The 25,778-nt window shown below is 66.8% G+C and carries 22 protein-coding genes and 2 tRNA genes; 16 read left to right on the top strand and 8 right to left on the bottom strand.

Features of this window, described 5'->3' with window-relative positions:
• Positions 1 to 20 precede the first annotated feature (20 nt).
• A complete protein-coding gene (locus K7G81_RS09020; RefSeq protein WP_223030421.1) occupies positions 21 to 1,223 on the top strand; it encodes a hypothetical protein in 1,203 nt (400 codons plus the stop codon).
• On the opposite strand, the gene K7G81_RS09015 is transcribed toward K7G81_RS09020, so the two are convergent.
• The 4 genes from K7G81_RS09015 to yaaA all read right to left on the bottom strand — a co-directional run bounded on the left by K7G81_RS09015 (position 1,206) and on the right by yaaA (position 5,886).
• The gene (locus K7G81_RS09015; RefSeq protein ID WP_223030707.1) at positions 1,206 to 1,508 is read right to left on the bottom strand and encodes a DUF952 domain-containing protein; all 303 of its coding nucleotides are present in this window, start codon (positions 1,506 to 1,508) and stop codon (positions 1,206 to 1,208) included. The two genes, K7G81_RS09020 and K7G81_RS09015, sit on opposite strands and share 18 nt — an antisense overlap.
• A 38-nt stretch (positions 1,509 to 1,546) precedes the next feature.
• Positions 1,547 to 4,342: a DNA gyrase subunit A gene (gene gyrA / locus K7G81_RS09010; protein ID WP_223030420.1), complete on the bottom strand. Its 2,796-nt coding sequence runs from the start codon at positions 4,340 to 4,342 to the stop codon at positions 1,547 to 1,549.
• A 96-nt stretch (positions 4,343 to 4,438) separates the two neighbouring features.
• Entirely contained in the window at positions 4,439 to 5,134 is a 696-nt protein-coding gene (locus tag K7G81_RS09005) for an SDR family NAD(P)-dependent oxidoreductase (RefSeq protein ID WP_223030419.1), read from the bottom strand.
• Positions 5,131 to 5,886 (bottom strand): peroxide stress protein YaaA, encoded by a 756-nt coding sequence (gene yaaA / locus K7G81_RS09000; protein ID WP_223030418.1) that lies wholly within the window; start codon positions 5,884 to 5,886, stop codon positions 5,131 to 5,133. The genes K7G81_RS09005 and yaaA overlap by 4 nt, the downstream gene beginning before the upstream one ends.
• Before the next feature lie 181 nt (positions 5,887 to 6,067).
• Between yaaA and K7G81_RS08995 the strand changes: the two genes are divergently transcribed.
• Positions 6,068 to 7,384, top strand: a complete 1,317-nt coding sequence (locus tag K7G81_RS08995; protein WP_223030417.1) for a tetratricopeptide repeat protein — start codon at positions 6,068 to 6,070, stop codon at positions 7,382 to 7,384.
• A 69-nt stretch (positions 7,385 to 7,453) separates the two neighbouring features.
• On the opposite strand, the gene K7G81_RS08990 is transcribed toward K7G81_RS08995, so the two are convergent.
• Positions 7,454 to 7,921 (bottom strand): Lrp/AsnC family transcriptional regulator, encoded by a 468-nt coding sequence (locus K7G81_RS08990; protein ID WP_223030416.1) that lies wholly within the window; start codon positions 7,919 to 7,921, stop codon positions 7,454 to 7,456.
• Positions 7,922 to 8,100: 179 nt separating this feature from the next.
• Between K7G81_RS08990 and K7G81_RS08985 the strand changes: the two genes are divergently transcribed.
• From K7G81_RS08985 to K7G81_RS08965, 5 genes are all read left to right on the top strand, one after another.
• The gene (locus K7G81_RS08985) at positions 8,101 to 9,786 is read left to right on the top strand and encodes a sensor histidine kinase (RefSeq protein ID WP_223030415.1); all 1,686 of its coding nucleotides are present in this window, start codon (positions 8,101 to 8,103) and stop codon (positions 9,784 to 9,786) included.
• Between the two features lies 1 nt (position 9,787).
• A complete protein-coding gene (locus K7G81_RS08980) occupies positions 9,788 to 10,831 on the top strand; it encodes a polysaccharide deacetylase family protein (protein WP_369412070.1) in 1,044 nt (347 codons plus the stop codon).
• Between the two features lie 15 nt (positions 10,832 to 10,846).
• A tRNA-Ile gene (locus tag K7G81_RS08975) sits at positions 10,847 to 10,922 on the top strand.
• Positions 10,923 to 10,987: 65 nt separating this feature from the next.
• Positions 10,988 to 11,173, top strand: a complete 186-nt coding sequence (locus K7G81_RS08970) for a hypothetical protein (RefSeq protein ID WP_223030414.1) — start codon at positions 10,988 to 10,990, stop codon at positions 11,171 to 11,173.
• A 103-nt stretch (positions 11,174 to 11,276) separates the two neighbouring features.
• Positions 11,277 to 11,353 (top strand) — tRNA-Pro (locus K7G81_RS08965).
• 20 nt (positions 11,354 to 11,373) lie between these two features.
• Here the strand turns inward: K7G81_RS08965 and K7G81_RS08960 are convergent.
• Both K7G81_RS08960 and K7G81_RS08955 read right to left on the bottom strand, forming a co-directional pair.
• A complete protein-coding gene (locus K7G81_RS08960; RefSeq protein ID WP_255586814.1) occupies positions 11,374 to 12,066 on the bottom strand; it encodes an NnrU family protein in 693 nt (230 codons plus the stop codon).
• Between the two features lie 63 nt (positions 12,067 to 12,129).
• Positions 12,130 to 13,935: a peptide MFS transporter gene (locus K7G81_RS08955; protein WP_223030413.1), complete on the bottom strand. Its 1,806-nt coding sequence runs from the start codon at positions 13,933 to 13,935 to the stop codon at positions 12,130 to 12,132.
• Positions 13,936 to 14,047: 112 nt separating this feature from the next.
• On the opposite strand from K7G81_RS08955, the gene K7G81_RS08950 reads away from it, so the two are divergent.
• Positions 14,048 to 14,626 (top strand): nitroreductase family protein, encoded by a 579-nt coding sequence (locus K7G81_RS08950; RefSeq protein WP_223030412.1) that lies wholly within the window; start codon positions 14,048 to 14,050, stop codon positions 14,624 to 14,626.
• Positions 14,627 to 14,726: 100 nt separating this feature from the next.
• Entirely contained in the window at positions 14,727 to 15,080 is a 354-nt protein-coding gene (locus tag K7G81_RS08945; protein ID WP_223030411.1) for a GntR family transcriptional regulator, read from the top strand.
• Positions 15,081 to 15,104: 24 nt separating this feature from the next.
• Here the strand turns inward: K7G81_RS08945 and K7G81_RS08940 are convergent, their stop codons facing one another.
• Entirely contained in the window at positions 15,105 to 16,499 is a 1,395-nt protein-coding gene (locus K7G81_RS08940; RefSeq protein ID WP_223030410.1) for a helix-turn-helix domain-containing protein, read from the bottom strand.
• A 106-nt stretch (positions 16,500 to 16,605) separates the two neighbouring features.
• Between K7G81_RS08940 and K7G81_RS08935 the strand changes: the two genes are divergently transcribed.
• The 7 genes from K7G81_RS08935 (at position 16,606) to K7G81_RS08905 (ending at position 25,686) form a co-directional block, all read left to right on the top strand.
• The gene (locus tag K7G81_RS08935; protein ID WP_223030409.1) at positions 16,606 to 18,132 is read left to right on the top strand and encodes an acyl-CoA carboxylase subunit beta; all 1,527 of its coding nucleotides are present in this window, start codon (positions 16,606 to 16,608) and stop codon (positions 18,130 to 18,132) included.
• A 75-nt stretch (positions 18,133 to 18,207) separates the two neighbouring features.
• Positions 18,208 to 18,513 (top strand): GIY-YIG nuclease family protein, encoded by a 306-nt coding sequence (locus K7G81_RS08930; RefSeq protein WP_223030408.1) that lies wholly within the window; start codon positions 18,208 to 18,210, stop codon positions 18,511 to 18,513.
• A gap of 51 nt (positions 18,514 to 18,564) precedes the next feature.
• Complete coding sequence (gene mce / locus K7G81_RS08925) at positions 18,565 to 18,984, top strand: methylmalonyl-CoA epimerase (RefSeq protein WP_223030407.1); 420 nt, start codon at positions 18,565 to 18,567, stop codon at positions 18,982 to 18,984.
• Between the two features lie 36 nt (positions 18,985 to 19,020).
• Positions 19,021 to 19,806 (top strand): enoyl-CoA hydratase-related protein, encoded by a 786-nt coding sequence (locus K7G81_RS08920; protein WP_223030406.1) that lies wholly within the window; start codon positions 19,021 to 19,023, stop codon positions 19,804 to 19,806.
• Between the two features lie 32 nt (positions 19,807 to 19,838).
• Positions 19,839 to 22,121 carry a methylmalonyl-CoA mutase gene (gene scpA, locus K7G81_RS08915; RefSeq protein ID WP_223030405.1) on the top strand — a complete coding sequence of 761 codons (2,283 nt, stop codon included), beginning with the start codon at positions 19,839 to 19,841 and terminating at the stop codon, positions 22,119 to 22,121.
• Positions 22,122 to 22,219: 98 nt separating this feature from the next.
• Positions 22,220 to 23,212, top strand: a complete 993-nt coding sequence (gene bioB, locus K7G81_RS08910; RefSeq protein ID WP_223030404.1) for a biotin synthase BioB — start codon at positions 22,220 to 22,222, stop codon at positions 23,210 to 23,212.
• A 338-nt stretch (positions 23,213 to 23,550) separates the two neighbouring features.
• On the top strand, positions 23,551 to 25,686 hold the full coding sequence (locus K7G81_RS08905; RefSeq protein WP_223030704.1) for an acetyl-CoA carboxylase biotin carboxylase subunit: 2,136 nt from the start codon (positions 23,551 to 23,553) through the stop codon (positions 25,684 to 25,686).
• Positions 25,687 to 25,778: the final 92 nt, after the last annotated feature.

Here is a 25,778-nt window from a genome sequence, read left to right as displayed (position 1 = left end):
GACCGACTAACAGCCTGTGGATGCTTGCGGGGCTGCTGTTCGCCAATCATGACGCTGATGACCGTCCGAACCTTCTGGCGGCGACCTTGCCGTTCGCCGGCGGCACGCTGATCGAATATCAGGCGCGCTTGCTGATCGGCGCCGGCGCGGCGCAGATTCTGGTCGCCGTGACCCGTGCGACGCCCGAGCTGGTCGGCGCGGTCAATCGTATCCGCAAGGCCGGCGTCCCGGTCGATGTCGTGCGCACCGCCGCCGAAGCATTGGAAAAGACGCATCCGCTGGCGACGCTGATCGCCATCGCCGACGGTTTGATCGCCGGCGAAGAAACCGTCCGGCAGATGACCGACGGCGAAGGCGATGCTCTGCTGGTGGTCGAGGATTCAGCCGGCCTGCCGGGCTTGGAACGGCTCGATGCCACCTTGCTCTGGGCGGGCATCGCGCGGGCCGGGCCGCGACGACTGGCGGATGCGGCGCGCCTGCCCGAGGAATATGATCTGCAGTCGACGCTCCTGCGCGTCGTCGCGCAGGGGCAGCCCGAGGTCGTCGAGCTCGATCCCGCGGCGGTTCGCGCCGGGCATGGTATCGAGCGTGACTCGCGTGCGCTGGCGCAGCGTGGGCGGCGCGCGCTTGGTGCGCGGCTGGCGCAACGGCGCCCATGGATCGACCGGTTCGTGCTGACGCCGCTCGCCCGGCTCGTGCTGCCGCCGCTGGTCGATCGCGGCGTGGCCTGGCCCTGGGCGACGGGCGGCGGCGGGCTGCTTGGGCTGGTCGGCGCCGCGCTGATCGTCGCGCGCTGGCCAGGCGCCGGCATGGTGCTCGCCACGCTTGGCGCGGTTTTCCTGAGTTTCGGGCAGGGTATCGCCTGGCTCGGCGGTGTCGATCGCGCGGCGCGGCGGCACGATTGGGTGATCGGCGGGCTTGCTGCCGTGGCGGTGGTGCTGCTCGGCGGCGTACTCAGTCACGATAGCGGCACGGCGAGCGGCTGGCTGGCAGCGGCGGCGTTGCTCGTCGCCGGCGCGCTGACCGAGCGCGCGGCGCCCGATCGCGCGCGGCCGCATTGGTGGGGCAGCCCGATCGCCTATCTTGTTGTCGTCATGGTGTTGACGTTGTGCGGGCTGCCGCTGGCCGGGTTGATCGCCGGCGCCGGTTACGCCGCGGCCGGCCTCGCTGCGGCGATCGAGCGTCTGCGCGAGCGCGGCCGGCGCTCAACCGGCAACAGGTAACGCCACGCGGCCGTCTCGTTCTCGTTCCAGCGGGCCGTAAGCGATTACGGTTTCTAGCAGCAGCGGCCCGCCGTAGAGGTGCGGAAACAGCGCGCCGCCGCGCGATTCCTCCCACCGCACATCATCCTGCGCGGCGAGATCGACCGCGGCGACCCACAGGTCCGTTTGCCCGGCGAAATGCTTGTCGACCGTCTCGGTCAGCTGATCGGCGGTCGAGAGGTGGATATAGCCGTCCACCACGTCGATCGGCGCGCCGTTGAAGGAGCCGGTCTCGAGCTCCTTCATCTGGTCGTCGGTCAACACCTTGTAGGCGAGGTTGGGCGTCACGCCTCGTCCTCGTCGCCGCTCTCGTCGACCTGCTCGTCCATAGTCTGCGGGCCGGTGCCGTCATCGAGCTGGATGGCGTCCTTCGGCCCCTCGCCGGCGTGGCGCGCCCGATCCTCGGCGACCAGCGCTTCGGCCTCGTTCTCCGGCTCTTCCTCCTCGTCGATCTTGGCGGCAGACACGACGTGCTCGCCGTTCGCGACACGGAAGATCGTCACGCCCTGCGTGTTGCGGCCGGCGATGCGGATGTCGCCAACGGTGGTGCGAATCAGCTTAGCCTGATCGGTGACGAGCATGAGCTGCTCGCCGTTATGCGCCGGGAAGCTGGCGACGACCGGGCCGTTGCGATCGGACATCACGATGTTGGTGATGCCCTGGCCACCGCGGCCGGTGCGGCGATATTCATAAGCCGAGGTGCGCTTGCCATAGCCATTGGCGGTGACGGTGAGCAGAAATTCCTCGTCCGCCTCGAACTCCGCCATGCGCTCGGGGCTCAGTGTCACCTCGCGCTCGCCTTCCTTCCACGGTGCCGCGCGCAGGTAGGCGTCGCGTTCCTCAGTCGTCGCCTCGAAGCCGCGCAGGATCGATAGCGAAATCACCTGATCGCCGTCCTTCAGCGTGATGCCGCGCACACCCGTCGAGGTGCGGCTCTGGAATTCGCGCACCGCGGTCGCTTCGAAGCGGATCGCGCGACCCTGCCGGGTGGCCAGCAGCACGTCATCGGTTTCGGTCAGCAGCGCGACGCCGATCAGCCGATCGTCGCTGTCATCATCGAAGCGCATCGCGATCTTGCCGTTCGACGGCACGTTGGTGAACGCGTCCATCGAGTTGCGCCGCACGGTGCCGTTGGCGGTGGCGAACATGACGTGGAGCTTGCCCCATTCCGCCTCATCCTCGGGCAGCGGCAACACCGTCGAGATCGTCTCGCCAGCCGCAAGCGGTAGCAAATTGACCATCGGCCGTCCGCGCGTCGCGGGCCCGCCCTCGGGCAGCTTCCACACCTTCAGGCGATAGACCTTGCCGGCGGTGGAGAAGAACAAGACCGGCGTGTGCGTCGAGGTGACGAACAATTCGGTGACGACGTCCTCGTCCTTGGTCGCCATGCCAGCGCGGCCCTTGCCGCCGCGCTTCTGCGCGCGGAAGGTGTCGAGCGGGGTGCGCTTGATATACCCCTCCATGGTCACGGTGACGACCATGTCCTCGCGCTCGATCAGATCCTCGTCCTCGATGCCATCGGCGGCGGCGGCGATCTCGGTCCGCCTCGGCGTGGCGAATTCGTCGCGGATCGCGGTGAGCTCGCCGCGCATCACCTCGTACAGCTTCACGCGATTGGAGAGGATTTCGAGCAATTCGGTGATCGAATCGGCGAGTTGCTTGAGCTCGTCGCCGATTTCGTCGCGACCAAGTGCCGTCAGACGATGCAGGCGCAAGTCGAGGATCGCGCGGACTTGCGTTTCGGAGAGTTTGTAGGTGTCGCCCTCAATTTCGGTTTCGACGGCTTCGACCAGGCGGATATATTGCGCGATTTCGGCGATCGGCCATTCGCGGGCGAGCAATGCGGCACGCGCCTCGGCCGGCGAGGCGGACCCGCGGATGATCCGCACGACTTCGTCGAGATTGGTGACGGCGATGACGAGGCCGAGCAAGATGTGCGCCCGCTCGCGGGCCTTGAGCAGCTCGAACTTGGCGCGCCGCGTGATGACCTCTTCGCGGAACTTGACGAACGCCTCGATGATGTCGCGCAGGTTGAGCGTCTCGGGCCGGCCGCCGCGGATCGCCAGCATGTTGGCCGGGAAGCTGCCTTGCGCCGGCGTATGCCGCCACAATTGGTTGACCACCACCTCGGGCGTTGCGTCGCGCTTCAGGTCGATGACGATGCGCACGCCTTCGCGGTTCGATTCGTCGCGAATGTCGCTGACGCCCTCGATGCGCTTGTCCTTTACCGCCTCGGCGATCTTCTCGACCAGCGCGTTCTTGCCCTGCTGGTACGGGATTTCGGTGAGCACGATCGAGCGCCGGTCGCCGCGCCCTTCCTCGACCGTGTGCCGCGAGCGCACGATGATCGAGCCGCGCCCGGTCTGATAGGCCGAGCGTGCGCCCGACCGGCCGAGGATCAGCGCGCCGGTCGGGAAATCCGGCCCCGGCACGATCTCCATCAGTTCCTCGATGCTGATCGCACCATTGTCGATATACGCGAGGCACGCGTCGATCACTTCGCCAAGGTTATGCGGCGGAATGTTGGTCGCCATGCCGACCGCGATCCCGCCCGCGCCGTTGACCAGCAGGTTGGGGAAGGCCGCGGGGAGCACCTGCGGCTCACTTTCGCTGCCGTCGTAATTGGGCTGGAAGTCGACCGTATCCTTGTCGAGATCGGTCAACAGCGCGCCCGCCACCTTGGCGAGGCGCGCTTCGGTGTAGCGCATCGCCGCGGGCGGATCGGGGTCCATCGAGCCGAAATTGCCCTGGCCGTCGATCAACGGCACGCGCATCGACCAGTCCTGCGTCATCCGCGCCAATGCGTCGTAGATCGCGGTATCGCCGTGCGGGTGATATTTACCGATCACGTCACCGACGATGCGCGCCGATTTGCGGTAGGGCCGGTTGTAATAGAAGCCGCTTTCGCCCGCCGAGAACAGGATGCGGCGATGCACCGGCTTCAGGCCGTCACGCACGTCGGGCAAGGCGCGCGCCACGATCACGCTCATCGCGTAATCGAGGTAGGAGGTCTTCATTTCCTCGACGATGGAGATCGGGGTAATGTCCGAGGGGTCGGCGAGGATGGTCTCGTCGGTCAAGATTTCACGCTTTCGGATGTGTGTTTCAGTTGTATGGCGGTTCTAGCCGGTCCGACCGCTCATGTCCACGCGTGCGCGCGTACGCGCGCGAGGGGATCAGGGCTCGATCTTGCTGCCGTCCCAGGCAAACAATTTGCCGCTGTCGGCGGGTTTGAGGCCGTCGATCACGTCGAGCAATTGCATCGCCGCGCGATCGGGCGCGAGGAGCTGGCCGGGGCGGACATTGCCCTGGAACGGCTTCGACAAGGCGGTATCGACCGTGCCGGGATGCAGGCCGACGATGATCGAGCGCTCGTAATGCCGCCGCTGCTCGACCGCGAGCGTGGCGATCAACTGGTTGAGCGCCGCCTTGGCCGCGCGATAGCCATACCAGCCGCCCAGCCGATTGTCCGAAATGCTGCCGACCCGCGCCGACAGCGCAGCGAAGACGGGCGTGCCGGTCTTCGCCATGATCGGCAGGAAATGCTTGGCGACCAGCGCGGGGCCGACGGCGTTGATCGCGAACTGACGCGCGAGCCAAGCGGGATCGAGCTGGCGCATCGCTTTTTCAGGGCCGCGGCTTTCGTCGTGCAGCAGCCCGGTCGCGACGATCACCAGCGATGGGGATTCGACCGTCGCCACGCGCTCAGCCGCCGCCGCAATGCTCGCCTCGTCATCGAGATCGAGGCGATCGTCGCCAACAAACGAGCGAGCGAAACGCCAGACATGATCGTACGCACCCTCGTCCTCGATCGCGTCGGCCAGGGCACCGCCGATCCCGCCCGAGGCGCCGATGATCACGACGCTGGTCATGCCCGAGCGAACCGCCAGTGATCGGCGCTGCTCTCGTCGGCGTCGAAGGCATAGCCGGCGCTGTCGAAGCCCTTCATCGCCTCGATGTCGGTGATACGATGCTCGCACAGCCAGCGTGCCATCATCCCGCGCGCCTTCTTGGCGTGGAAGCTGACGAAGCGCGGGCCGTCGGGGCCGGGCTCGCGGAAATCGACCTCAACCATGCGAATGCCGCTGGGCAGCCGCCCGTCGACCGCATGCCAATATTCCTGGCTGGCGAGGTTGAGCACCACGCCCGACCCTTCCGCCGCCACGTCCTCGGCTAGCGCGTCGGCGATGCGATCGCCCCACCAGTCATACAGCGTCTTCTTCCGCGGGGCCCAGCGCGTGCCCATCTCGAGCCGATACGGCCGGATCGCGTCGAGCGGGCGGAGCAGGCCGTAGAGCCCGGAAAGCAGCCGCAAGTGATCCTGCGCGAAGTCGATCGCCGGCGCCTCGAGCGTGCGCGCCTCGAACCCGGTATAGACGTCGCCGGCGAAGGCGTAGAGCGCCGGCCGGGTCGGCTGCTCGGCGAAGGTCTTGAACCGCGTATCGTTGAGCGTGGCGAGCTTGTCGGAAATCCTCATCAGCCCGGCCAGGCGCTTGTTCCCGAGTTTCGCCGCAGCGGCGGCAAGGTTCGTCGCATCCGCGGCGAAGCGCGGCGATGTCGGCTGGACTGACGGGAACGGGCTTGCATAGTCGAGCGTCTTGGCAGGAGAGAGCACGGCGATCATGCGTCGTGCGCCTAACCGTCCGCCAGGCGCTGGTCAAAGCCGGAGAGGATATTTGCCCGTTCAAATCCGGTTCAGCGCTCCGGGTCCAATTCGTAAGGCCGCCGCCGCTTGAACCGCGCTGGCGCGCTCGGTAGAGCGAGCCTCGCTCGCGGCGACCGCCCGCAACAGGAGAGACTATCCGATGACGAAGATTTCGAAGGCTGCGCTGGCTGCGCTTCTGCTCGCTGGGTCGAGCGCGCTGGCAGCGTCGCCTGCTGTCGCCAAGGACAAGCAGGATCAGAAGCAGCAGCTGCAGCTCAGCAAGGAATTCCGTGCCGCCGCGGCGCCCGCTCAAAAAGCGTTGGAATCGGGCGATCTCGCTGCCGCTGAAACCGGCATCACGGCGACGGAAGCTGCCGCCAAGACCGATGATGAGAAATATATCGCTGCTGAGCTGCGCTTGCAGCTGCTCGCCAAGCAGAATGCCGCGGGGGCGACCGATGCGGCATCGATGGCCAAGGCCGACGCGGCGTACAAGGCGCCGCTCGATGAGCTGCTGAACAATCCCAAGACGCCCGCCGAACAGCGCGGCAAGCTTGCCAATGCCCGCGGCCAGATCGCCTTCAACGAGAAGGATTATGCTGGCGCGATCAAATATTACACGATGGCGCAGCAGGCCGGCTATGACAATCCCGACATGACGCTGGCCATCGCCAAGGCGAAAATGCAGACCGGCGACATCAACGGCGGCATCGCCGCGATCGATCAGGTCGTGAAGGCGGACGAGGCCAAGGGCCAGAAGCCGCCCGAAGACGTGTACAAATATGCTGTTGCCAATCTCTACAAGACCAACGATCGCGCCACGACGCTTGATTGGGTCAAGCGCTGGCTTGCCGCTTATCCGTCGACCGAGAATTGGCGCAACGCGATCATCGTGTTCGGCTTCCAGGGGCCGACCGCCGCGCAGCTCAAGAAGGCCGACAAGGTCGATCTCTACCGGCTGATGAGCGCGACCGGATCGCTGGCCGATCGCGGCGACTATATCGAATATGCGCAATATGCCAACGATCTCGGCCTGCCCGATGAAGCCAAGACGGTGATCGCCAAGGGCAAGGCGGCGGGCAAGATCCCGGCCAGCGACAGCGATGCGAATTCGATCAGTGCAACGGCCTCAAAGGGGATCGCCAACGAAGGTTCGTTGAGCTCGCTGGCGACCAAGGCCGCATCGTCGGCGAAGGGCGATCTCGCGCAGCAGACCGCCGACGCTTATCTCGGTCAGGGCAATTACGCCAAGGCGATCGAGCTCTACAAGCTGGCGCTGCAAAAGGGCGTGACCAACAAGGACGAGACCAACCTGCACCTCGGCATTGCCGAGGCGATGTCGGGCGACAAGGCGTCGGCGCAGACCAGCTTCGCCGCGGTGCAGAATGCTCCGGCGAAGGACGTTGCCAGCCTGTGGACAGCGTACGTTTCCGGTGCCGGCCAGGCTGCAGCCGCCCCGGCGGCAGCGGCGAACTGAGTCCACGCCGTTCCGACGACGAAGGGCGCTCCCGGCCGGGGCGCCCTTTTCGTTGGTGGGAAGGATGGGTTAGCTGGCGCCGACCGGAATGCCCGGTTGATGTTTCGACGTCCGGATCGTCAGCGACGTCTTGACGCTGGCGACGTTGGGCGCCGGCGTCAGGTGCGTGGTCAGGATTTCCTGGAACGACTTCAGATCGGCGGCGACGATCTTCAGGATGAAATCGATCTCGCCATTGAGCATGTGGCATTCGCGGATTTCGGGAATCGAGGCGACGTGGTGTTCGAAATCGGCAAGGTCGCGTTCGGCCTGGCTCTTGAGGCTGACCATCGCGAACACGGTGATCGGATAGCCGAGTGTCGCCGCGTCGAGTTCGGCGTGGTAACCCCGGATCGCGCCGGCCTCCTCGAGCGCGCGCACACGGCGCAGGCAGGGCGGCGCCGTCAGCCCGACGCGTTCGGCGAGTTCGACGTTGGTCATCCGCCCGTCTTCCTGGAGAAGGTCGAGAATCTGCCGGTCGATTCGGTCAAAAGTCATGCCACTCCCCAGAAATCCGACGTTTTCAAACGTCTTCGTCGCGGCGAACATAAGATAATTTCTTTGTAACGCAATTGTCCCACATTGCGACGTGGCAATTTCAGCAGTTCACGCCGCCGCCGCTAAGGTCTAGTGTTCACCATCGCCGGCATGGGGCCGGCCGCTCGGGAAGGTTCGCGTTGCGTTTCGACGACAGTCTCGACACGGTGCTGGCCGCCGACATCGATACGCCGCTCGGTGCCGAGGTGGCGTGGCGGCAGCTGGTCGATCTGGCTGGCCGCCGGCGCGTTCCCGTTGCTGCGGCGCTGCCCCGCCTCGATATGCTGCGCGGCAAGGTATCCGCGCAGATCCGCGCGTCGAGCGCGCGTACGCTCGAACATGCTACGCCACCGGCAGAGCTCGTCCGCTTCTTCGCTGCCGACGAGGCGGATATCGCGGCCCCCGTCTTGCGTGGCGCGCGCCTTTCGGATGACGAATGGGTCGCGCTGCTGCCCGCGCTGACGCCGCGCACGCGGGCGGTGTTGCGGCACCGGCGCGATCTCAGCGACACGGTGACGCGCGCGCTCGACGGGTTCGGCCGTGCCGATTTCGTGCTGGGCGGTGATGCGGCACAGGCGGCAGCGCCGGCACCACCACCCAATGCGCCGCTCGCGCCCGATTCGTTCGTTTCGCTCGGCGAAGCCGCGCGGCGCAGCCTGTCCGCCGCCGAACCCGAAGCGGCGCCGGCCACCAAGCCGTCAGGTCCGTTTCAGATTGCTGATCTGGTTGCGCGGATCGCCGCCTATCAGCAGAAGCGGGAGCATGAGCCCGTGGCGTCGCCGTCATCCTCGGTGCGCCACGGCTTCCATTTCGAGACCGACGCGGCGGGCGTCGTGCGCTGGGTGGAGGGCGTCAATCGCGGGCCGTTGATCGGCCTGTCGCTCGATCTCGCCTCGTCGCAGACCGGTTCCGGTTCGCGTGTAGACGGCGTCGCGGCCGGGGCATTCCGCCGCCGTGCCGCCTTTGCCAGCGCGAGGCTGATCGTCGAGAGCGATTCGGATGCGGGCGGCGACTGGCGGATCGACGGCTTCCCGATGTTCGACCCCGACAGCGGCCGCTTCATCGGCTATCGGGGCACGGCGCGGCGGCCGCGTAGCGACGAGCAGGCGGCGCCTGTGGAGCGCACCGGCATGCCGCCCGATGCGCTGCGTCAGCTGGTTCACGAGCTGCGCACGCCGACCAACGCGATCGCGGGCTTTGCCGAGATGATCGAGACGCAGCTGCTCGGCCCGGTCGCCTCGCCCTATCGCGCGCGCGCGGCGACGATTCGCGATCAGGCGCGCGAGCTGCTGGCGGCGATCGATGACCTCGATCTCGCAGCGCGGATCGAGAGCAAGGCCCTCGATCTGCGCGTGGGCCGGGTCGCGCTCGCACCGCTGCTCGATCGCGTCGCCGCCGATCTGGCGCCGCTGGCCGAATTGCGCGGCACGCGTGTGGCGCTCGATCGCGACGCGCCGACGCTGGAGATCGCGGGCGACGAGCGGGCGATCGAGCGGCTGATCGGCCGGTTGCTTGCCGCGTTGGTCGCCGCCGGCGGGCGCGACGAGGCGATCGGCGTCACCGCGTCGCGCGATCGGAGCGAAATCGTATGCGTCTTCGATCGCCCGGCAGCACTCGTGGTGCGCGGCGACGACGGCCTGTTGGCGATCGACGATGGCGAGGCGCATGGCGACGGCGCGCCGTTGCTCGGCACCGGCTTCGCGCTGCGGCTGGTCCGTAACCTTGCCGGCGAGCTTGGCGGCAACCTGACGATCGACGAGCGGCGCTTGACTTTGCGGCTGCCGGCAGCCGAGACAGCGACGATGGAGCAGGTTTCGATCAACTGACGTGCCGAGCGACGCGATCCCGAGGCCGTTCCGGCCCGCGCCGCCCACGTCTGCTGCGCTGATCGACTGGCCGGCGGACTTCGGACAGCGGTTCATCATCACCGTCGACACCGAAGAGGAATTCGACTGGCAGGCGCCGCTCGCGCGCGAAGGCCATGCCACGGCAACGATCGCGGCGCTGCCCGACGCCCATCGCCGCCTGCGCGAGGCCGGCGCCGAGCTTGCCTATATGGTCGATTGGCCGGTCGCGGCATCGGATGCCGCTGCCGAGACGCTGCGGGCGATGGCGGCCGATCAAGGGGCCGGTATCGGCACCCAGCTTCATCCCTGGGTCAATCCGCCATTCGACGAGCCCCTTTCAGAGGCGAACAGCTTTCCCGGCAACCTGCCCCCGGCGCTCGAGGCTGCCAAGCTCGATCGCCTGACCGCGCTGATCGCCGATCGCATCGGCGTCCGTCCGATGGCCTATCGCGCCGGGCGCTACGGCATCGGCCCGGCGACATTCGCCCTTCTTGCGTCGCGGGGGTATCGGCTCGATAGCTCGATGCGCGCGCGATATGATTACAGCAAGGCAGCAGGCCCCGATTTCACCGAGATCGGCAGCCATGCCTTCCGCGCCGGCCCCGACGGGGCGATCGTCGAATTGCCCCTGACGACGGTATTCACGGGCCGGGCGCGCCGCGCCGGCGCCGCGCTCGACCGTTGGCTTGCCAGGCTGCCCCATGGTCGCGGCGTGTTCGCGCGAAGCGGTCTGCTCGCCCGCGTCGCGCTGACGCCGGAGGACATGCCGGTGGCGGACGCGATGGAGGCCGTGCGCATCGCGCTTGGCGAAGGGGTGGCGATCCTCAATTTCGCATTCCATTCGCCGTCGGTCGCGCCTGGCCACACGCCTTACGTGCGCGATGCCGCCGATCTGCGCATCTTCTACGATTGGTGGGATCGCGTGCTCGGCTTGCTTGCGCAACGCGGCGCGCGGGCGATCATGCTCGATGGCATCGTGGCCGCGGCCGACGCGGTGCTTGCCTCGCGCGAAGCCGCCGCCTAACGCTGTCGCCCGCGTGGGCCTGTAGCTCAATGGTTAGAGCTGGCCGCTCATAACGGCTAGGTTGCGGGTTCGAGTCCTGCCGGGCCCACCATTTTCCCGCGCGGATCGAATCGTGCGTACTTGCATGGCACCGCGCCCGATCATAAGAAATCCTGCATGACAGATTCGATCTTGGGGGGCGTTCTGGATCGCACGACGATCGCCTATCTGCTGCTTGCCGGGTTGATCGGCGCGGGCGCGATAGCATGGGTGCGTAGCATCAAGGCCAGCCGTCTCGAAACGCGCCGCCGTGCCGGCGCAGGCCCGCGCTCGCAGTTCGAGAAGAAGCGCCGCCGGCGATAGCGGGGTGCATCGCGGCTGCTGGCGGTTGGCGCTGCCGTAATAGTCCGGTGCGCTATTGGCTATTGCCCTTTCGCCCGTCGCTATCATAAGGCCGTGGCCGGATCGGGGAGTAGCGCAGCCTGGTAGCGCATCTGCTTTGGGAGCAGAGGGTCGCAGGTTCGAATCCTGTCTCCCCGACCAATTTTCTTGCCCTGATCCTGTTATATCCACCGCCATACGCCCGCGGCCCACCCGGCCAGCGGGATGTGCGCCCAGGTTGCGGCCAGCCAGATGACGATCGCGCCGGCCCAATCGTGCGGCCGGAAGCCGCCCAAACGCGCCCGGCCGCCGGCGATCGCGGCGAATGGCCAGAAGCTCGTCTTCGCTTCCCAGTCCCGCCACGCCACGGGCTGCAGCCGTTCCTTCTTCCTGTCCTGCAATGCCGCGCCGGCGAGTGACAAAATGATGATGCCGGCGGCGACGACGATATTGGCCGCCATCGGGAAGATCGCGATGTGGCACACGCCCCATAAGGCGAACGCCCATAACATCGGATGCCGGGTGATCGCGAACACGCCGCGCGCTTCACCGGGCACCCTGGGTTTGCCGCCGGGATCGGGCAGCGCCGGATTGCCGATCAGCGATCCCATCAGCAGCAGGCTGGCGATCAGCATGACGATCGTCACGATCGCCCAGAGCACATCGCCGACCGGCCAGAGCAATGGTGTCGTCGGCGCCGCGCGATATGCCAGCACGATCCACGCCAGCGTCGCGATCGAAACGAGCGAATAGACGCCTGCGAAACCGCGCTCGCCGAGCGTCGATACCAGCGGCGCTCGCAGCGGATGCGACAGGATGAAATGCGTCCCCACGAAGGCGGCCGTTGCCACCACAACCATCGTCACCGTGCCCATGAAAAAGCTCCCCGGTCTTGCGGCCGGGGAGCTTGTATCACATCGCCGCTGCCGGCGGCAGGCTCAGGTGACGCCGTGCATCAGCTTCTTCAGCCACGGCGAAATCACCAGCAGCACCACGCCGGCGCCGATCGTCAGCTCGCCGCCAGTCATGAAGGTGTGCATATAGGTGTGCAGCGCCAGCTCGGGGTTGGTCACCTGGCCCCCCACCGTCTCGACCGAGGCGGCCTGCGCGGCGGCGCCGGCGAGATACTCGCCGACCGAGATCGACAGGAACCACACCCCCATCATCATGCCGACGACGCGCGCGATGGCGAGCTTGGTAATCATGCTCAGGCCCACCGGAGAGATGCACAATTCGGCGATCGAGTGGAGGAAATAGGTCAGCACCAGCCACCAAAGCGACACGCGGAACGCCTCGTTGGCGGTGGTGCCGGACCAGGACAGCACGACGAAACCCAGCCCGACCAGCATCAGCGCCAGCGCGAACTTGACCTGGATCGACGGTTCCCAGCCGCGCTTGGCCAGCCATAGCCACAGATAGCTCATCACCGGTGCGAACAGCACCACGACGATCGGGTTGAACTGCTGCGTCGTCGCGGCGTTCATCGAGAAGCCGAACAGCTCCAGCGTCGTGTTGCGGTCCGCGAACAGCGTCAGCGAGGAGGCGGCCTGTTCGAACAGCGCCCAGAAGGTGACGTTGAAGATGACGAGGATGATCGCCGCGAGCATCATCTGGAATTCGACGGTATCGCCGACCTTCCATGACCAGATCGGGATGCCGATCACCGCCGCCAGGAAGATCACCAGCAGCGCCTTGCCGAGCAGCGGGGTGGCGACGATATAGCCCCAGATGCCGCTACCCGCGGCCGCCTCTGGCGTGGTCATCACGTTGCGGAAGATCAGCCAGAACACGACCACCGAGACGATCGACAGCACGTAGATCAGAAGCGCCCGGTCCGGCCCCTCGTGCGTCGGCGGCTCGCCATAGCCGTCGAGCCGGCCGCCGTCGAAATGCGCGGTCGCCCAGCCCACCAGCAGCACCACCGAGACGCACAGGAAGCCGGCCCACCAGCCGAAATGGTTGGCCAGGAATGGGCAGGCGATCTGGCCGAGGATCGAGCCGATGTTGATCCCGGCGTAGAAGATCGTGAACCCGGCATCGCGGCGCTTGTCGCCGGGCGCGTAGAGCGCGCCGACAATGGTCGAGATATTGGGTTTGAAGAAGCCGTTGCCGATCACGATCAGGCCCAGCGCGAACAGCAGCAGCGTGGTGTTGAACGGCGAGCGATCGGCGCCGGCGACGAACTGGTCGGCGCTCAGCGTCCGCGTGACTTGTCCGTTCGGCGCGAGCAGCTCGACCGATCCGTCCGGTAGGCCATGAATGGTCAGCGTCTCGCCGTTGACGGCGATCGTCTGCGGCGCGGTGTTGGGGGTCAGCGTTGTTGCCGCGGGGGCCTGCGACACCTCATATCGGGTGCCGTCGATCGTCGCATAGGGCTTGGCTTGCTGGCCGCCGAAACACAGCATGAAATAGCCGATCGCCATGACGATCGCGCCCCATTTCACCGCGCGTTTCGAACCGAGATAGCGATCGGCGAGCAATCCGCCGACCACCGGGGTCAGATAGACGAGGCTGAGGTAGCCGCCGACCAGGCCGTTCGCTTCATGGTCCTGGAACAGGAAGTGCTTGGTCAGATAGAGCACCAGCAGCGCGCGCATGCCGTAGAAGCCGAACCGCTCCCACATCTCGATCGAGAACAGCCGCGCAAGCTGCTTCGGATGGCCCATCCAGGTCTTTTCGGACATCGGATTGACGTGGCTGATATCCGGCTCGGCCGGACTGTCGGCCGTCGGGGTTTCCACCATACAAGCACTCCCTGAAAGTCGTGTCGCCGTCGAATGCGGCGTGATGGCGCGCGAGACTAACGGCAAAAGGCGGGGTGTAAATCCCGCGGCACCGCGCCTATCTGCGCGGCCTATGTTCAATGACCGTTCGACCCCACTTGCCGCTCTCGCCACCCGCCGTTCGGGCAAGCCCCGCGATCTCGTCGCGCCGGGCCCCGATGCCGATCAGCTCCGCCAGATCCTCGATATCGCGATGCGGACTCCCGATCATGGCAAGATCGCGCCGTGGCGCTTCGTGGTGATCGACGATCGCGAGGCTTTCGCCGCGCTGCTCGGGCGGGCGTTCCGGGCGGAGCGGCCCGAAACCCGCGACGCCGATCTCACGGTGGTCGAGCAGTTCGCGCATCAGGCGCCGGTGCTGGTCGTCGCGATGTCGTCTCCCAAGAAGGACAGCCCGATTCCCCTGTGGGAGCAGGAACTGTCCGCCGGCGCCGCGTGCATGAACCTGCTCCACGCCACGCACGCGCTGGGCTTCGCCGGCGGCTGGCTGACCGGCTGGGCGGCCTATTCGGATGTCGTGCGCGATGCGCTGGGCACAGCGCCCGAGCGGATCGCCGGGTTCCTGTTCCTCGGCACGCCCGCCAACGCGCTCAGCGAGCGGCCGCGTCCCGATCCGGCGCAGATCGTGGCCCATTGGCCGGAATCGCGCTAAGGGGTTGATCCACTTGTGTGGAGAGGACCGGCGCCGAGCCGATTCAGCTACGCCGAATCCAACGCTAGCCAGAAGGCGTCAGGTGGTGTATTAAGTCGGCATGACGGTCCTTAGCGAAGACAGCCCGGTCTATCTCCGCCTGCGTGCGATCATCGCGGAGGCGATCCTGCGCGGTGATTATCGCGCTGGCGACCAGCTTCCCTCGGTGCGCGCTTTCGCTGCCGAGCATGGCGCCAATCCGCTGACCGTCGCCAAGGCGTATCAGAGCTTCCAGGACGACGGCTATGTCGAGGTCCGTCGCGGCGTCGGCATGTTCGTGCTGCCCGGCGCGGTCGAGCGCCTGAAAGTGGCCGAGCGCGATGATTTCGTCGCCAATGTCTGGCCACGGGTGAAGGCGCATATCGATCTGCTCGGGCTCGCCGCCGCCGACCTGCTCGAAGCCGAACGCGCCTGACGGCTCGGACATCCGCCGCACACCCTAAACGACGCGATATGGCACCACTGCGCGAATAGCCGGATCGACCTCGATCGCGCGGTCGGCGGGCGGGAAGGCGCGCTGGTCGCAATCGGCCCGTGGGCACAGCCGACAGGAAATGCCGATCGGCGTCGGTGGCGCGGCGCGATCGATCGCATCGGCATAAACGAAGTCGCCCGCCTGATCCGCTTCGCAGCCCAGCGCGACGGCATAACGGCGCGGATTGCGGGTGAAGCTGCCCGACGGCTTCACCAGCCCCTTCGCCATCGACACATAGCGGACGCCATCGGGCGTCTCGGCATGCTGAACGAGGATGCGGTCGGGGATCGCCACCGCCTCGTGCACCATCCACAGCGGGCAGGCGCCGCCGAAACGGGCGAATTGCAGGCGGGTGGCGGAATGGCGCTTGGTGATGTTGCCCGCCATGTCGACGCGGCAGAAATAGAAGGGCACGCCCTCGGCGCCCGGCCGTTGCAGCGTCGAGAGGCGATGGCATGCCTGCTCGAAGCTGACGCCGAAGCGGCGCGATAACCGGTCGATATCGTGGCGCAGCCCCCGCGCGGCGGCGCGAAAGCGGGCATAGGGCATCATCAGCGCGCCGGCCGCGTAATTGGCGAGGCCAATGCCGAGCAACGTCCGGCCGGCGTCGCCGCCCACCTCGGCGCCCGCGACGATCGCGGCGATGCGGCCAGCAAAGGCGGTCGCGGTCAATTGATGCGCGAGCAGGAAGCGACGGCTTTCGGGCGGCAACGCGCTGTTGATCGTCAGCAGCCCGCGCGCGGCATCGAAACGGCGCATCGGCGCGGCCTCGTCGGCGCTGTCGGCGATCGCGATGCCCTCTGCGGCGAGGCGGCGGATCAGCGCGGCGTCGCTTACCGCCACGTCGCCGGCGATCTCGCCCGCCAGCGCCTCGGCAGCGCGGTCCAGCGGATCGACGTAATTGCCCGCCGCGTGGAACCAGTCGCGCACCGCCTCCCACGGCATCCGCGCGCCGGTGCCGGAAACCAGCACCTCCTCCATCATCTGCAGCCGCGCGTCGGCGTCGCGCATCGCCTCGTGCAGCGCGATCACCCGGTCGGCAACGTCGGGGCGCTCGCCGGCAAGGCGCTGGATCGCGTCGGGATCGAGCGGCGCGGCGAGCACCGGATCGGTCAGCGCGTCGGCGAGCGCGCCCATCCGTTGCGCCGGGGCTTCGCCCTCGATCGCCGCCATCACCGCCGGATGGTGCCGCCGCAGCGTCGCGATCACCGTTGCCGTCAGCGGGCGGGTATCGGTTTCGATCTGCGAGAGATAGCTGATCGAGATGCCCAGTTGCTTCGCCATCGCCGCCTGGTTGAGCCCCAGTCCGTGGCGCAGCGCGCGCAGCCGGCGGCCGGCGTAGAGGCGGGTTTGCGGCATAAGCACATCATATTTCGCAACCGGCGCATTCGCAACTTCGCAAGTTCACATTTGCAATCGGCGCGGCGAGACGAAAGAGAGGGGCGGCCGCGCGAAGGAGAAATGGATGTCGTCGACGATGCAGGAACTCGAACGCCGCCGTGCCGATGCGCGCGCCGGCGGCGGCCAGCGCCGCGTCGACGCGCAGCATGCCAAGGGCAAGCTCACCGCGCGCGAGCGGCTCGACGTGCTGCTCGATGAAGGCAGTTTCGAAGAATACGACATGTTCGTCGAGCACAATTGCGTCGATTTCGGCATGGAGGAACAGGTCGTTCCCGGCGATGGCGTCGTCACCGGATCGGGCACGATCAACGGCCGGCTGGTGTTCGTGTTCAGCCAGGATTTCACCGTGTTCGGCGGCTCGCTGTCCGAACGCCACGCGGCCAAGATCTGCAAGATCATGGACATGGCGATGAAGGTCGGCGCGCCGGTGATCGGCCTCAACGATTCGGGCGGCGCCCGGATTCAGGAGGGCGTCGCCAGTCTCGGCGGCTATGCCGAAGTGTTTCAACGCAACGTGCTGGCCTCGGGCGTCGTGCCGCAATTGAGCCTCGTCATGGGGCCGTGCGCGGGCGGCGCGGTCTATTCGCCGGCCATGACCGACTTCATCTTCATGGTGAAGGATTCCAGTTACATGTTCGTCACCGGGCCCGATGTAGTGAAGACCGTTACCAACGAGATCGTCACGCAGGAGGATTTGGGCGGTGCGGTGACGCATACCACGAAGTCGGGGGTCGCCGACGTGGCCTTCGAGAACGATATCGAGGCGCTGCTCGCGGCCCGCGACTTCGTGGACCTGCTGCCCGCCTCGAACCGCGTCGAGGTGCCCGAGCGCCCGACCGCCGACCCGTGGGACCGCTTGGAGCCCAGCCTCGACACGCTGATCCCGCCCAACGCCAATCAGCCCTACGACATGCACGAGCTGATCCGGAAGACCGTCGACGAGGGCGATTTCTTCGAGCTGCAGCCTGCGCATGCCGGCAACATCATCACCGGCTTCGGCCGGATCGAGGGACGCACGGTGGGCGTGGTTGCCAACCAGCCGATGGTGCTCGCCGGCTGCCTCGATATCAACGCCTCGAAAAAGGCCGGGCGGTTCGTCCGTTTCTGCGACGCGTTCGACATTCCGATCGTCACCTTCGTCGACGTTCCCGGCTTCCTGCCGGGCGTCGGGCAGGAGCATTCGGGCATCATCAAGCACGGCGCCAAGCTGCTGTTCGCCTATGCCGAGGCAACCGTGCCCAAGATCACCGTCATCACCCGCAAGGCCTATGGCGGCGCCTATGACGTGATGGCCTCGAAGCATTTGCGCGGCGACCTCAACTACGCCTGGCCGACCGCCGAGATCGCGGTGATGGGCGCGAAGGGCGCGGTCGAGATCATCTTCCGCGGCAAGACGCCCGAAGAGATCGCCGAGCACACTGCCGAATACGAAGCCCGCTTCGCCAACCCGTTCATCGCCGCGAGCAAGGGTTTCATCGACGAGGTGATCCAGCCCCACTCGACGCGGCGCCGGATCGCGCTGGGCTTGCGGAAGCTCCGCGGCAAGGCGCTGGAGAATCCGTGGAAGAAGCATGACAACATTCCGCTCTAGTCTTCGTCATTGCGAGCGGAGCGAAGCAATCCAGAGCGTCCTGATGGATTGCTTCGTCGCCTCCGGCTCCTCGCAATGACGAAACGCGAGCGGCAGCCTGCGGTCTACATCATGGCCAACAAGCGGAACGGCACGATCTATACCGGCGTGACATCCAACCTTCCGCAACGGGCATGGCAGCATCGCACCGGCGCGGTCGAAGGGTTCACCAGGCGGTACGACTGCAAGCTGCTCGTGTGGTACGAAATGGCGCAGACGATGGAATCGGCGATCGTGCGCGAGAAGCAGATCAAGGCCGGCTCTCGGGCGAGGAAAGTCGCACTCATCGAGGCGTTCAACCCGCGATGGGACGATCTATACGAACGGATTGCACATGACTGAGGCTCCGCATCTGGATTGCTTCGCTCCGCTCGCAATGACGAAAGAGGACAAATGAAACTCGGCCCCCTCAACCACCTCGGCATCGCCACGCCGTCTATCCCAGACGCGGTGGCGCGGTATCGCGCGTTGCTCGGTGCGGAGAAGGTCGGCGAGGCGTTCGATCTGCCGGCGCAGAAGGTGCGCGTGTGCTTCGTCGATGCGCCCAACAGCCAGATCGAATTGCTCGAGCCGCTGGGCGACGACTCGCCGATCGCGAAGTTCCTCGAGAAGAACCCTGCCGGCGGGCAGCATCATGTCTGTTTCGAGGTGCCCGACATCCACGCCGCCAAGGCCGAGCTGGAGGCGAAGGGCGCGAAGGTGCTCGGCGAACCGCGCATCGGCGCGCACGGGACGTTGGTGCTGTTCGTCCACCCGAAGGACATGGGCGGCGTGCTCACCGAATTGATGGAAACGCCGAAGGGCGGGCATTGACCTCCTCTCCCGTCGAGGGAGAGGAAGAGAGGGAATATGGCGGTTTACGAAACCATCCTGACCGAGCGGCGGGGCGATGTGCTGGCGATCACGCTCAATCGGCCCGATCGGCTCAACGCCGCGCCGCCGTTGATGTTCGACGAGATCGGCGCGGTGCTTGCCGATCTCGACGGCGCGCGCGCGGTGCTGCTGGCGGGCGCGGGGCGGGCCTTCTGTTCGGGCGCGGATATCGCCGGCGGCGCGCTCGGCAGCGACAATCCGGGCGAGGCGACCTTCCTGGCGCTCACCGAACATTACAATCCGCTGATGGAGGCCATCGCCGCGCTGCCGGTGCCGGTTGTTTCCGCGGTGCGCGGGCCGGCGGCGGGGATCGGGTGCAGCCTGGCGCTCACGGCCGATTTCTGCGTCGCCAGCGAGAGCGCCTATTTCCTGCAGGCGTTCGTCAATATCGGCCTCGTCCCCGATGGCGGCGCGAGCTGGATGCTGCCGCGCCTGATCGGCCGCGCCCGCGCCACCGAGATGATGATGCTCGGCGAGCGGGTGCCGGCCGCCAAGGCGCTGGAGTGGGGGATGATCCACAAGATCGTGGCCGATGAGGCGCTCGATGCCGAGGCGATGGCGCTGGCGGAGCGGTTGGCGGCGGGGCCGACGGTCGCGCTCGGCTTGATCCGGCAGGGGCTGCAGCACGCTTTCGAATGTGACTATGCTGCGGCGATGCGCAATGAGGCCGAAAACCAGCGCCGCGCCCGCGGCTCGAAGGATTCGATGGAGGGCGGCATGGCCTTCCTGCAGAAGCGCAAACCCGAATTTCGTGGCGAATGACCCATCGCGCCGCACCCAGTGTTTGAAGTGACATGACCGACAAACCGACCCTCACCGACTGGCAGACCCTCGCCGACAAGGAAGTCAAAGGCGCGGATCTCACCTGGCACACGCCGGAGGGGATCGCCGTCAAGCCGCTCTACACCGCGGACGACGCCCCCGATCCGGGCCTGCCCGGCCTTGCTCCGTTCACCCGCGGGGTGAAGGCGACGATGTATGCCGGCCGCCCCTGGACGATCCGCCAGTACGCCGGCTTCTCGACCGCCGAGGAATCGAACGCCTTCTACCGGCGCAACCTCGCCGCCGGGCAGAAGGGCCTGTCGGTCGCGTTCGACCTCGCGACGCATCGCGGCTATGATTCGGATCATCCGCGCGTCACTGGCGATGTCGGCAAGGCGGGCGTCGCGATCGACACGATCGACGACATGAAGATCCTGTTCGACGGTATCCCGCTCGACAAGATGAGCGTCAGTATGACCATGAACGGCGCGGTGCTGCCATGCCTCGCCTTCTACATCGTCGCCGCGGAAGAACAGGGCGTCAGCCAGGATCAGCTTTCGGGCACGATCCAGAACGACATCCTCAAGGAGTTCATGGTCCGCAACACCTATATCTATCCGCCCGAGCCTTCGATGCGGATCGTTGCGGACATCATCGCTTACACGTCCGCGCACATGCCGCGCTTCAACTCGATCTCGATCAGCGGCTATCACATGCACGAGGCCGGGGCGACGGCGGTGCAGGAGCTCGCCTTCACGCTCGCCGACGGCATGGCGTACGTGCGCGCCGCGCTCGATCGCGGGCTCGATATCGACGCGTTCGCCGGGCGGCTCTCGTTCTTCTTCGGCATCGGCATGAACTTCTTCATGGAGGTCGCCAAGCTCCGCGCCGCGCGCACGCTCTGGTCGAAGATCATCGCTGGCTTCGGCGGCAATGCGCGCAGCCAGACCTTGCGGACGCATTGCCAGACGTCGGGCGTGTCGCTTACCGAGCAGGACCCGTACAACAACGTCGTGCGCACCACGATCGAGGCGATGGCGGCGACCTTCGGCGGCACGCAGTCGCTCCACACCAACAGCCTCGACGAGGCGGTCGCGCTGCCGACCGACTTCTCCGCGCGCATCGCCCGCAACACGCAGCTGATCCTCCAGGAAGAAACGGGCATGACGCACGTCGTCGATCCGCTCGGCGGCAGCTATTATGTCGAGGCATTGACCAAGGAGCTCGCCGACAAGGCCTGGGCGCTGATCGAGGAAGTCGAAGCCGCCGGCGGCATGACGCACGCGGTCGAAAAGGGCATCCCCAAGGAGCATATCGAACGCGCCGCCGCCGCCCGCCAGGCGCGGATCGATCGCGGTGAGGACGTGATCGTCGGCGTCAACAAATATCGTCTGAAGGACGAGGACGCGATCGACATCCTCGACATCGATAACGCCAAGGTCCGCGCCGACCAGATCCGCCGCATCGAGCGCGTCAAGGCCGAACGCGATCCCGCCAAAGCCGCCGCCGCGCTGGAGGCGCTGCGCAAGGGCGCCCTCCTCGATCCTCCCCGCGCGCAGCGGGGGGAGGGGGACCAGCCGCAGGCTGGTGGAGGGGCCTCAGCCACGACCGATTCCGCCAGCGGCATAGCCCCTCCACCACGCGGCGCCGCCGCGCGGTCCCCCTCCCCGAGCAAAGCTCAGGGAGGATCGGACACCAACCTTCTCGCGCTCTGCATCGAAGCCGCCCGCGCGCGCTGCACCTTGGGCGAAATGTCCGCCGCGATGGAGGCCGCGTTCGGCCGCCACGCGGTCGGTGTCACGCCGGTCACCGGCGTGTACGGCCCCGCGCATCAGGATGATGCCGGCTGGTCCCGCGCGGTCGACGGCATCGCCGCGGTCGGCAATCGCATGGGCCGCAAGCCCCGCATCCTGATCGCCAAAATGGGGCAGGACGGCCACGATCGCGGCGCCAACGTGGTCGCCAGCGCGTTCGCCGACATGGGGTTCGAGGTGATCTCCGGCCCGCTGTTCCAGACCCCCGCCGAGGCGCGTGACCTTGCGCTGGAAAAGGACGTGGACATCGTCGGCGCCTCCAGCCTGGCGGCCGGGCACAAGACGCTGATCCCCGAACTCATCGCGCTGTTGAAGGAAGCGGGCCGCGCCGACATCAAGGTCGTCGCCGGCGGGGTGATTCCGCCACAGGATTATGACTTTTTACGGCAGGCCGGTGTGCAGGCGATCTTCGGACCCGGCACCAACCTGGTCGACGCGGCGGGCGAAGTCCTGAAGCTGCTCGGCCACAACCTGCCCCCGATCGAGGAGGCTGCCGAGTGAGTTTGACTGAGACATGTGCTCCCGCGCAGGCGGGAGCCCAGAGCCCCGAAGGCGGTGCTTGCGACTCTGGACCCCCGCCTGCGCGGGGGAACAGCGAGGTGCGTACCGACTGGACCCGCGACGAGATCGCCGCGCTGTTCGATCTGCCCTTCACCGACCTCCTGTTCCGCGCCGCCACCGTCCACCGCGCCCACCACGCGCCCGACGAGGTGCAGCTCTGCACGTTGCTGTCGATCAAGACCGGCGGCTGCCCGGAGGATTGCGGCTATTGCTCGCAATCAGCCTCCGCCGACAGCGGGGTCGAGGCGACCAAGCTGATGGACGTGCGCGCTGTCCTCCAGGCCGCAGCGCAGGCGAAGGACGCCGGATCGCAGCGTTTCTGCATGGGGGCGGCGTGGCGCAATCCCAAGGACCGCGACATGCCGGCGATCGTTGAGATCGTCCAGGGCGTGCGCGCGATGGGGATGGAAACCTGCATGACGCTCGGCATGCTGACGCCGACCCAGGCGGCGCAGCTCAAGGACGCGGGCCTCGATTATTACAACCACAATATCGACACCGCGCCGGAGAATTACGAGAACGTGATCACCACGCGCAGCTTCGAGGAGCGGATCGACACGCTGGCGAACGTGCGGGAAGCCGGGATCAACGTCTGCTCGGGCGGGATCGTCGGCATGGGCGAGACGCGGGCGCACCGCGTCGGCTTCGTCCACGCGCTCGCCACGCTGCCGCGGCATCCCGAGAGCGTACCGGTCAACGCGCTGGTGCCGGTCAAGGGCACGCCGCTCGGCGACATGCTCGCCGACACGCCGATGGCCAAGATCGACGATATCGAGTTCGTGCGAACGGTGGCGGTCGCGCGGATCACCATGCCGCGCTCGATGGTGCGCTTGTCGGCGGGCCGCGAGAGCATGTCGGAGGCGACCCAGGCGTTGTGCTTCATGGCCGGCGCCAACTCGATCTTCACCGGCGACAAGCTCCTCACCGCCGCCAATGCCGGCGACGACAAGGACGCCGCGATGATGGCCAAGCTCGGGCTGAGTCCGATGCGCGGCGAAGAGCCGATGCGGGCGTGTGAGGCGGCGGAGTGATTTTCTGCCCCTCTCGTCACCCCGGCCTTGAGCCGGGGTCAGGCTTCTTCTTCGACGGTGGAAAAGGCAGCCTGATGCCGGGTCAAGCCCGGCATGACGAAGCGTTGGTTGAGGCCATGCGGAAGTGACTTGGAGGCGCAATCTTTATTTGCGTGTGCTCACCGCGATCGGTGTGACGGTCGTCTCGCTACCGGTCGCAATCGTATTGGCGCTAACTGCGATACAATTGCTGCCAAATTTCCCGCTAGTGGTTGCGCTCATTCCGTCGGCCGTTTTCTGGTTGATCATTACGCCGATCGCAGAGCGGCGAATCTATAGACGCCTCAAGGAGCGGTATTCTGGTGTTTAAGAAAATCCTGGTCGCTAATCGCGGCGAAATTGCCTGCCGTGTGATGCGCACCGCTAAGCGGATGGGGATCGCGACCGTCGCGGTCTATTCCGACGCCGACGCGCGCGCGCCGCATGTGCTGATGGCCGACGAGAGCGTCCGGCTCGGCCCTCCGCCGGCCGCCGAAAGCTATCTCAAGGCCGATCTGATCCTTGCCGCTGCGAAGGAAACCGGCGCCGACGCGATCCATCCCGGCTACGGCTTCCTGTCCGAGCGCGAGAGCTTCGCCAAGGCGTGCGCCGACGCCGGCATCGCCTTCATCGGGCCACCCCCGAAGGCCATCGCCGCAATGGGCGACAAGATCGAATCGAAGAAGCTTGCCAAGGAAGCGGGCGTCAATGTGGTGCCCGGCTATCTCGGCGAGATCGCCGATACCGACGAAGCGGTCAGGATCGCCAAGGACATCGGCTTCCCGGTGATGATGAAGGCGAGCGCGGGCGGCGGCGGCAAGGGGATGCGGCTCGCCTGGTCCGAGCAGGACGTGCGCGAGGGGTTCGAGGCGACCAAGCGCGAGGGACTCGCCAGCTTCGGCGACGACCGCGTGTTCATCGAGAAGTTCATCGAGAGCCCGCGCCACATCGAAATCCAGGTCCTCGGCGACCAGCACGGCAATGTCGTTTACTTGCACGAGCGCGAATGCTCGATCCAGCGCCGCCACCAGAAGGTGGTCGAGGAAGCGCCGTCGCCGTTCGTCACGCCCAAGATGCGCAAGGCGATGGGCGAGCAGGCGGTCGCGCTGGCCAAGGCGGTTGGCTATTACAGCGCGGGCACGGTCGAGCTGATCGTCTCGGGCGCCGACACCACCGGCGAGAGCTTCTACTTCCTCGAGATGAACACCCGGCTGCAGGTCGAGCATCCGGTGACCGAGGAGATCACCGGGCTCGATCTCGTCGAGCAGATGATCCGGGTGGCGGCGGGCGAGAAACTTGCCTTCACGCAGGATGACCTCACCATCAACGGCTGGGCGATCGAGACGCGCGTTTATGCCGAGGACCCGTATCGCGGCTTCCTGCCCAGCATCGGGCGGCTGGTGCGGTATAATCCGCCGGCTGCCGACAGGCGCCAACAGCCGTTCGCCCTGAGCGAAGTCGAAGGGCACGCGGATGGGTCGTCGCGTGCTTCGACTTCGCTCAGCACGAACGGCGGGGAGGGCGGCAGCGACGAGCATGAGCCGATCATCCGCGTCGACGACGGTGTTGCCGAGGGCGGCGAGGTCAGCATGTTCTACGATCCGATGATCGCCAAGCTGGTCACCTGGGCGCCGACCCGCGAGGCGGCCGCCGATGCGCAGGTCGCAGCCCTCGACGCGTTCGAGATCGAGGGGCCGGGGCACAATATCGACTTCCTGTCGGCGCTGATGCAACACCCCCGCTTCCGCTCGGGCGACCTCACCACCGGCTTCATTGCCGAGGAATATCCCGACGGTTTCCACGGCGCGCCGGCCTCGCCCGAGTTGCTCCGTCAGCTCGCCGCGATCGCCGCCTTCGCCGCCACCGCGCAGGCCGATCGCGCGCGCCGGATCGATGGCCAGCTCGGCCGCACATTGCCGCCGCCGGGCGACTGGATGGTGACGATCGACGGCACGGATCACCATGTCTCGGTCTCGACCGACGGCATCGTCGTCGACGGCGAAGAGCTGCCGCTGGCGATGGAATACACCCCCGGCGATCGCATGATCGACGCCGATCTGCTCGATGAGCAAGAGGATGCAGACGGTGAACGCGAGGTCATCTCGACGCTCACCGTGCGGATCGCGCCGGTCCGTTCGGGCTGGCGGCTCACCACGCGCGGCGCCAGCCACGTCGCGCGGGTGCTCCCGGCCCGCGTCGGCGTTTATGCCACCCACATGATCGAGAAAGTCCCGCCCGATCTCTCGAAATTCCTGCTGTGCCCGATGCCGGGCCTGCTCGTCCGGCTCGACGTTGGGGAGGGCGATGCGGTCGAGCCCGGCCAGCCGCTCGCGGTGGTCGAAGCGATGAAGATGGAGAATATCCTGCGCGCCGAAAAGGCCGGCACCATCGCCAAGGTCAACGCCCACCCCGGCGACAGCCTGGCGGTCGACGAGGTCATCCTCGAACTGGAATGACAGGTTCGAATTGTCGCGCCCCGACGGCAATTCGGCCGGGGTCGTTACAACTTGCGACACTATTTTGATGGACGCGCCGCGACCCGCAGGCC

The sequence above is a fragment of the Hephaestia mangrovi genome (genome assembly GCF_019880555.1).
In the GTDB taxonomy this organism is placed as follows: domain Bacteria; phylum Pseudomonadota; class Alphaproteobacteria; order Sphingomonadales; family Sphingomonadaceae; genus Sphingomonas; species Sphingomonas mangrovi.
This window is presented reverse-complemented; position numbering and strand designations above follow the sequence as displayed.

Bases quoted from the DNA above. Each gene is read 5' to 3' on its own strand.
- yaaA (WP_223030418.1), bottom strand. From the start codon at position 5,886: ATGATCGCCGTGCTCTCTCCTGCCAAGACGCTCGACTATGCAAGCCCG.
- K7G81_RS09020 (WP_223030421.1), top strand. From the start codon at position 21: ATGCTTGCGGGGCTGCTGTTCGCCAATCATGACGCTGATGACCGTCCG.
- K7G81_RS09005 (WP_223030419.1), bottom strand. From the start codon at position 5,134: ATGACCAGCGTCGTGATCATCGGCGCCTCGGGCGGGATCGGCGGTGCC.
- scpA (WP_223030405.1), top strand. From the start codon at position 19,839: ATGACCGACAAACCGACCCTCACCGACTGGCAGACCCTCGCCGACAAG.
- K7G81_RS08920 (WP_223030406.1), top strand. From the start codon at position 19,021: ATGGCGGTTTACGAAACCATCCTGACCGAGCGGCGGGGCGATGTGCTG.
- K7G81_RS08990 (WP_223030416.1), bottom strand. From the start codon at position 7,921: ATGACTTTTGACCGAATCGACCGGCAGATTCTCGACCTTCTCCAGGAA.
- K7G81_RS08935 (WP_223030409.1), top strand. From the start codon at position 16,606: ATGTCGTCGACGATGCAGGAACTCGAACGCCGCCGTGCCGATGCGCGC.
- K7G81_RS08945 (WP_223030411.1), top strand. From the start codon at position 14,727: ATGACGGTCCTTAGCGAAGACAGCCCGGTCTATCTCCGCCTGCGTGCG.
- K7G81_RS08955 (WP_223030413.1), bottom strand. From the start codon at position 13,935: ATGGTGGAAACCCCGACGGCCGACAGTCCGGCCGAGCCGGATATCAGC.
- K7G81_RS08995 (WP_223030417.1), top strand. From the start codon at position 6,068: ATGACGAAGATTTCGAAGGCTGCGCTGGCTGCGCTTCTGCTCGCTGGG.
- K7G81_RS08960 (WP_255586814.1), bottom strand. From the start codon at position 12,066: ATGGGCACGGTGACGATGGTTGTGGTGGCAACGGCCGCCTTCGTGGGG.
- mce (WP_223030407.1), top strand. From the start codon at position 18,565: ATGAAACTCGGCCCCCTCAACCACCTCGGCATCGCCACGCCGTCTATC.
- K7G81_RS08970 (WP_223030414.1), top strand. From the start codon at position 10,988: ATGACAGATTCGATCTTGGGGGGCGTTCTGGATCGCACGACGATCGCC.
- K7G81_RS09015 (WP_223030707.1), bottom strand. From the start codon at position 1,508: ATGAAGGAGCTCGAGACCGGCTCCTTCAACGGCGCGCCGATCGACGTG.
- K7G81_RS08940 (WP_223030410.1), bottom strand. From the start codon at position 16,499: ATGCCGCAAACCCGCCTCTACGCCGGCCGCCGGCTGCGCGCGCTGCGC.
- K7G81_RS08930 (WP_223030408.1), top strand. From the start codon at position 18,208: ATGACGAAACGCGAGCGGCAGCCTGCGGTCTACATCATGGCCAACAAG.
- K7G81_RS08950 (WP_223030412.1), top strand. From the start codon at position 14,048: ATGTTCAATGACCGTTCGACCCCACTTGCCGCTCTCGCCACCCGCCGT.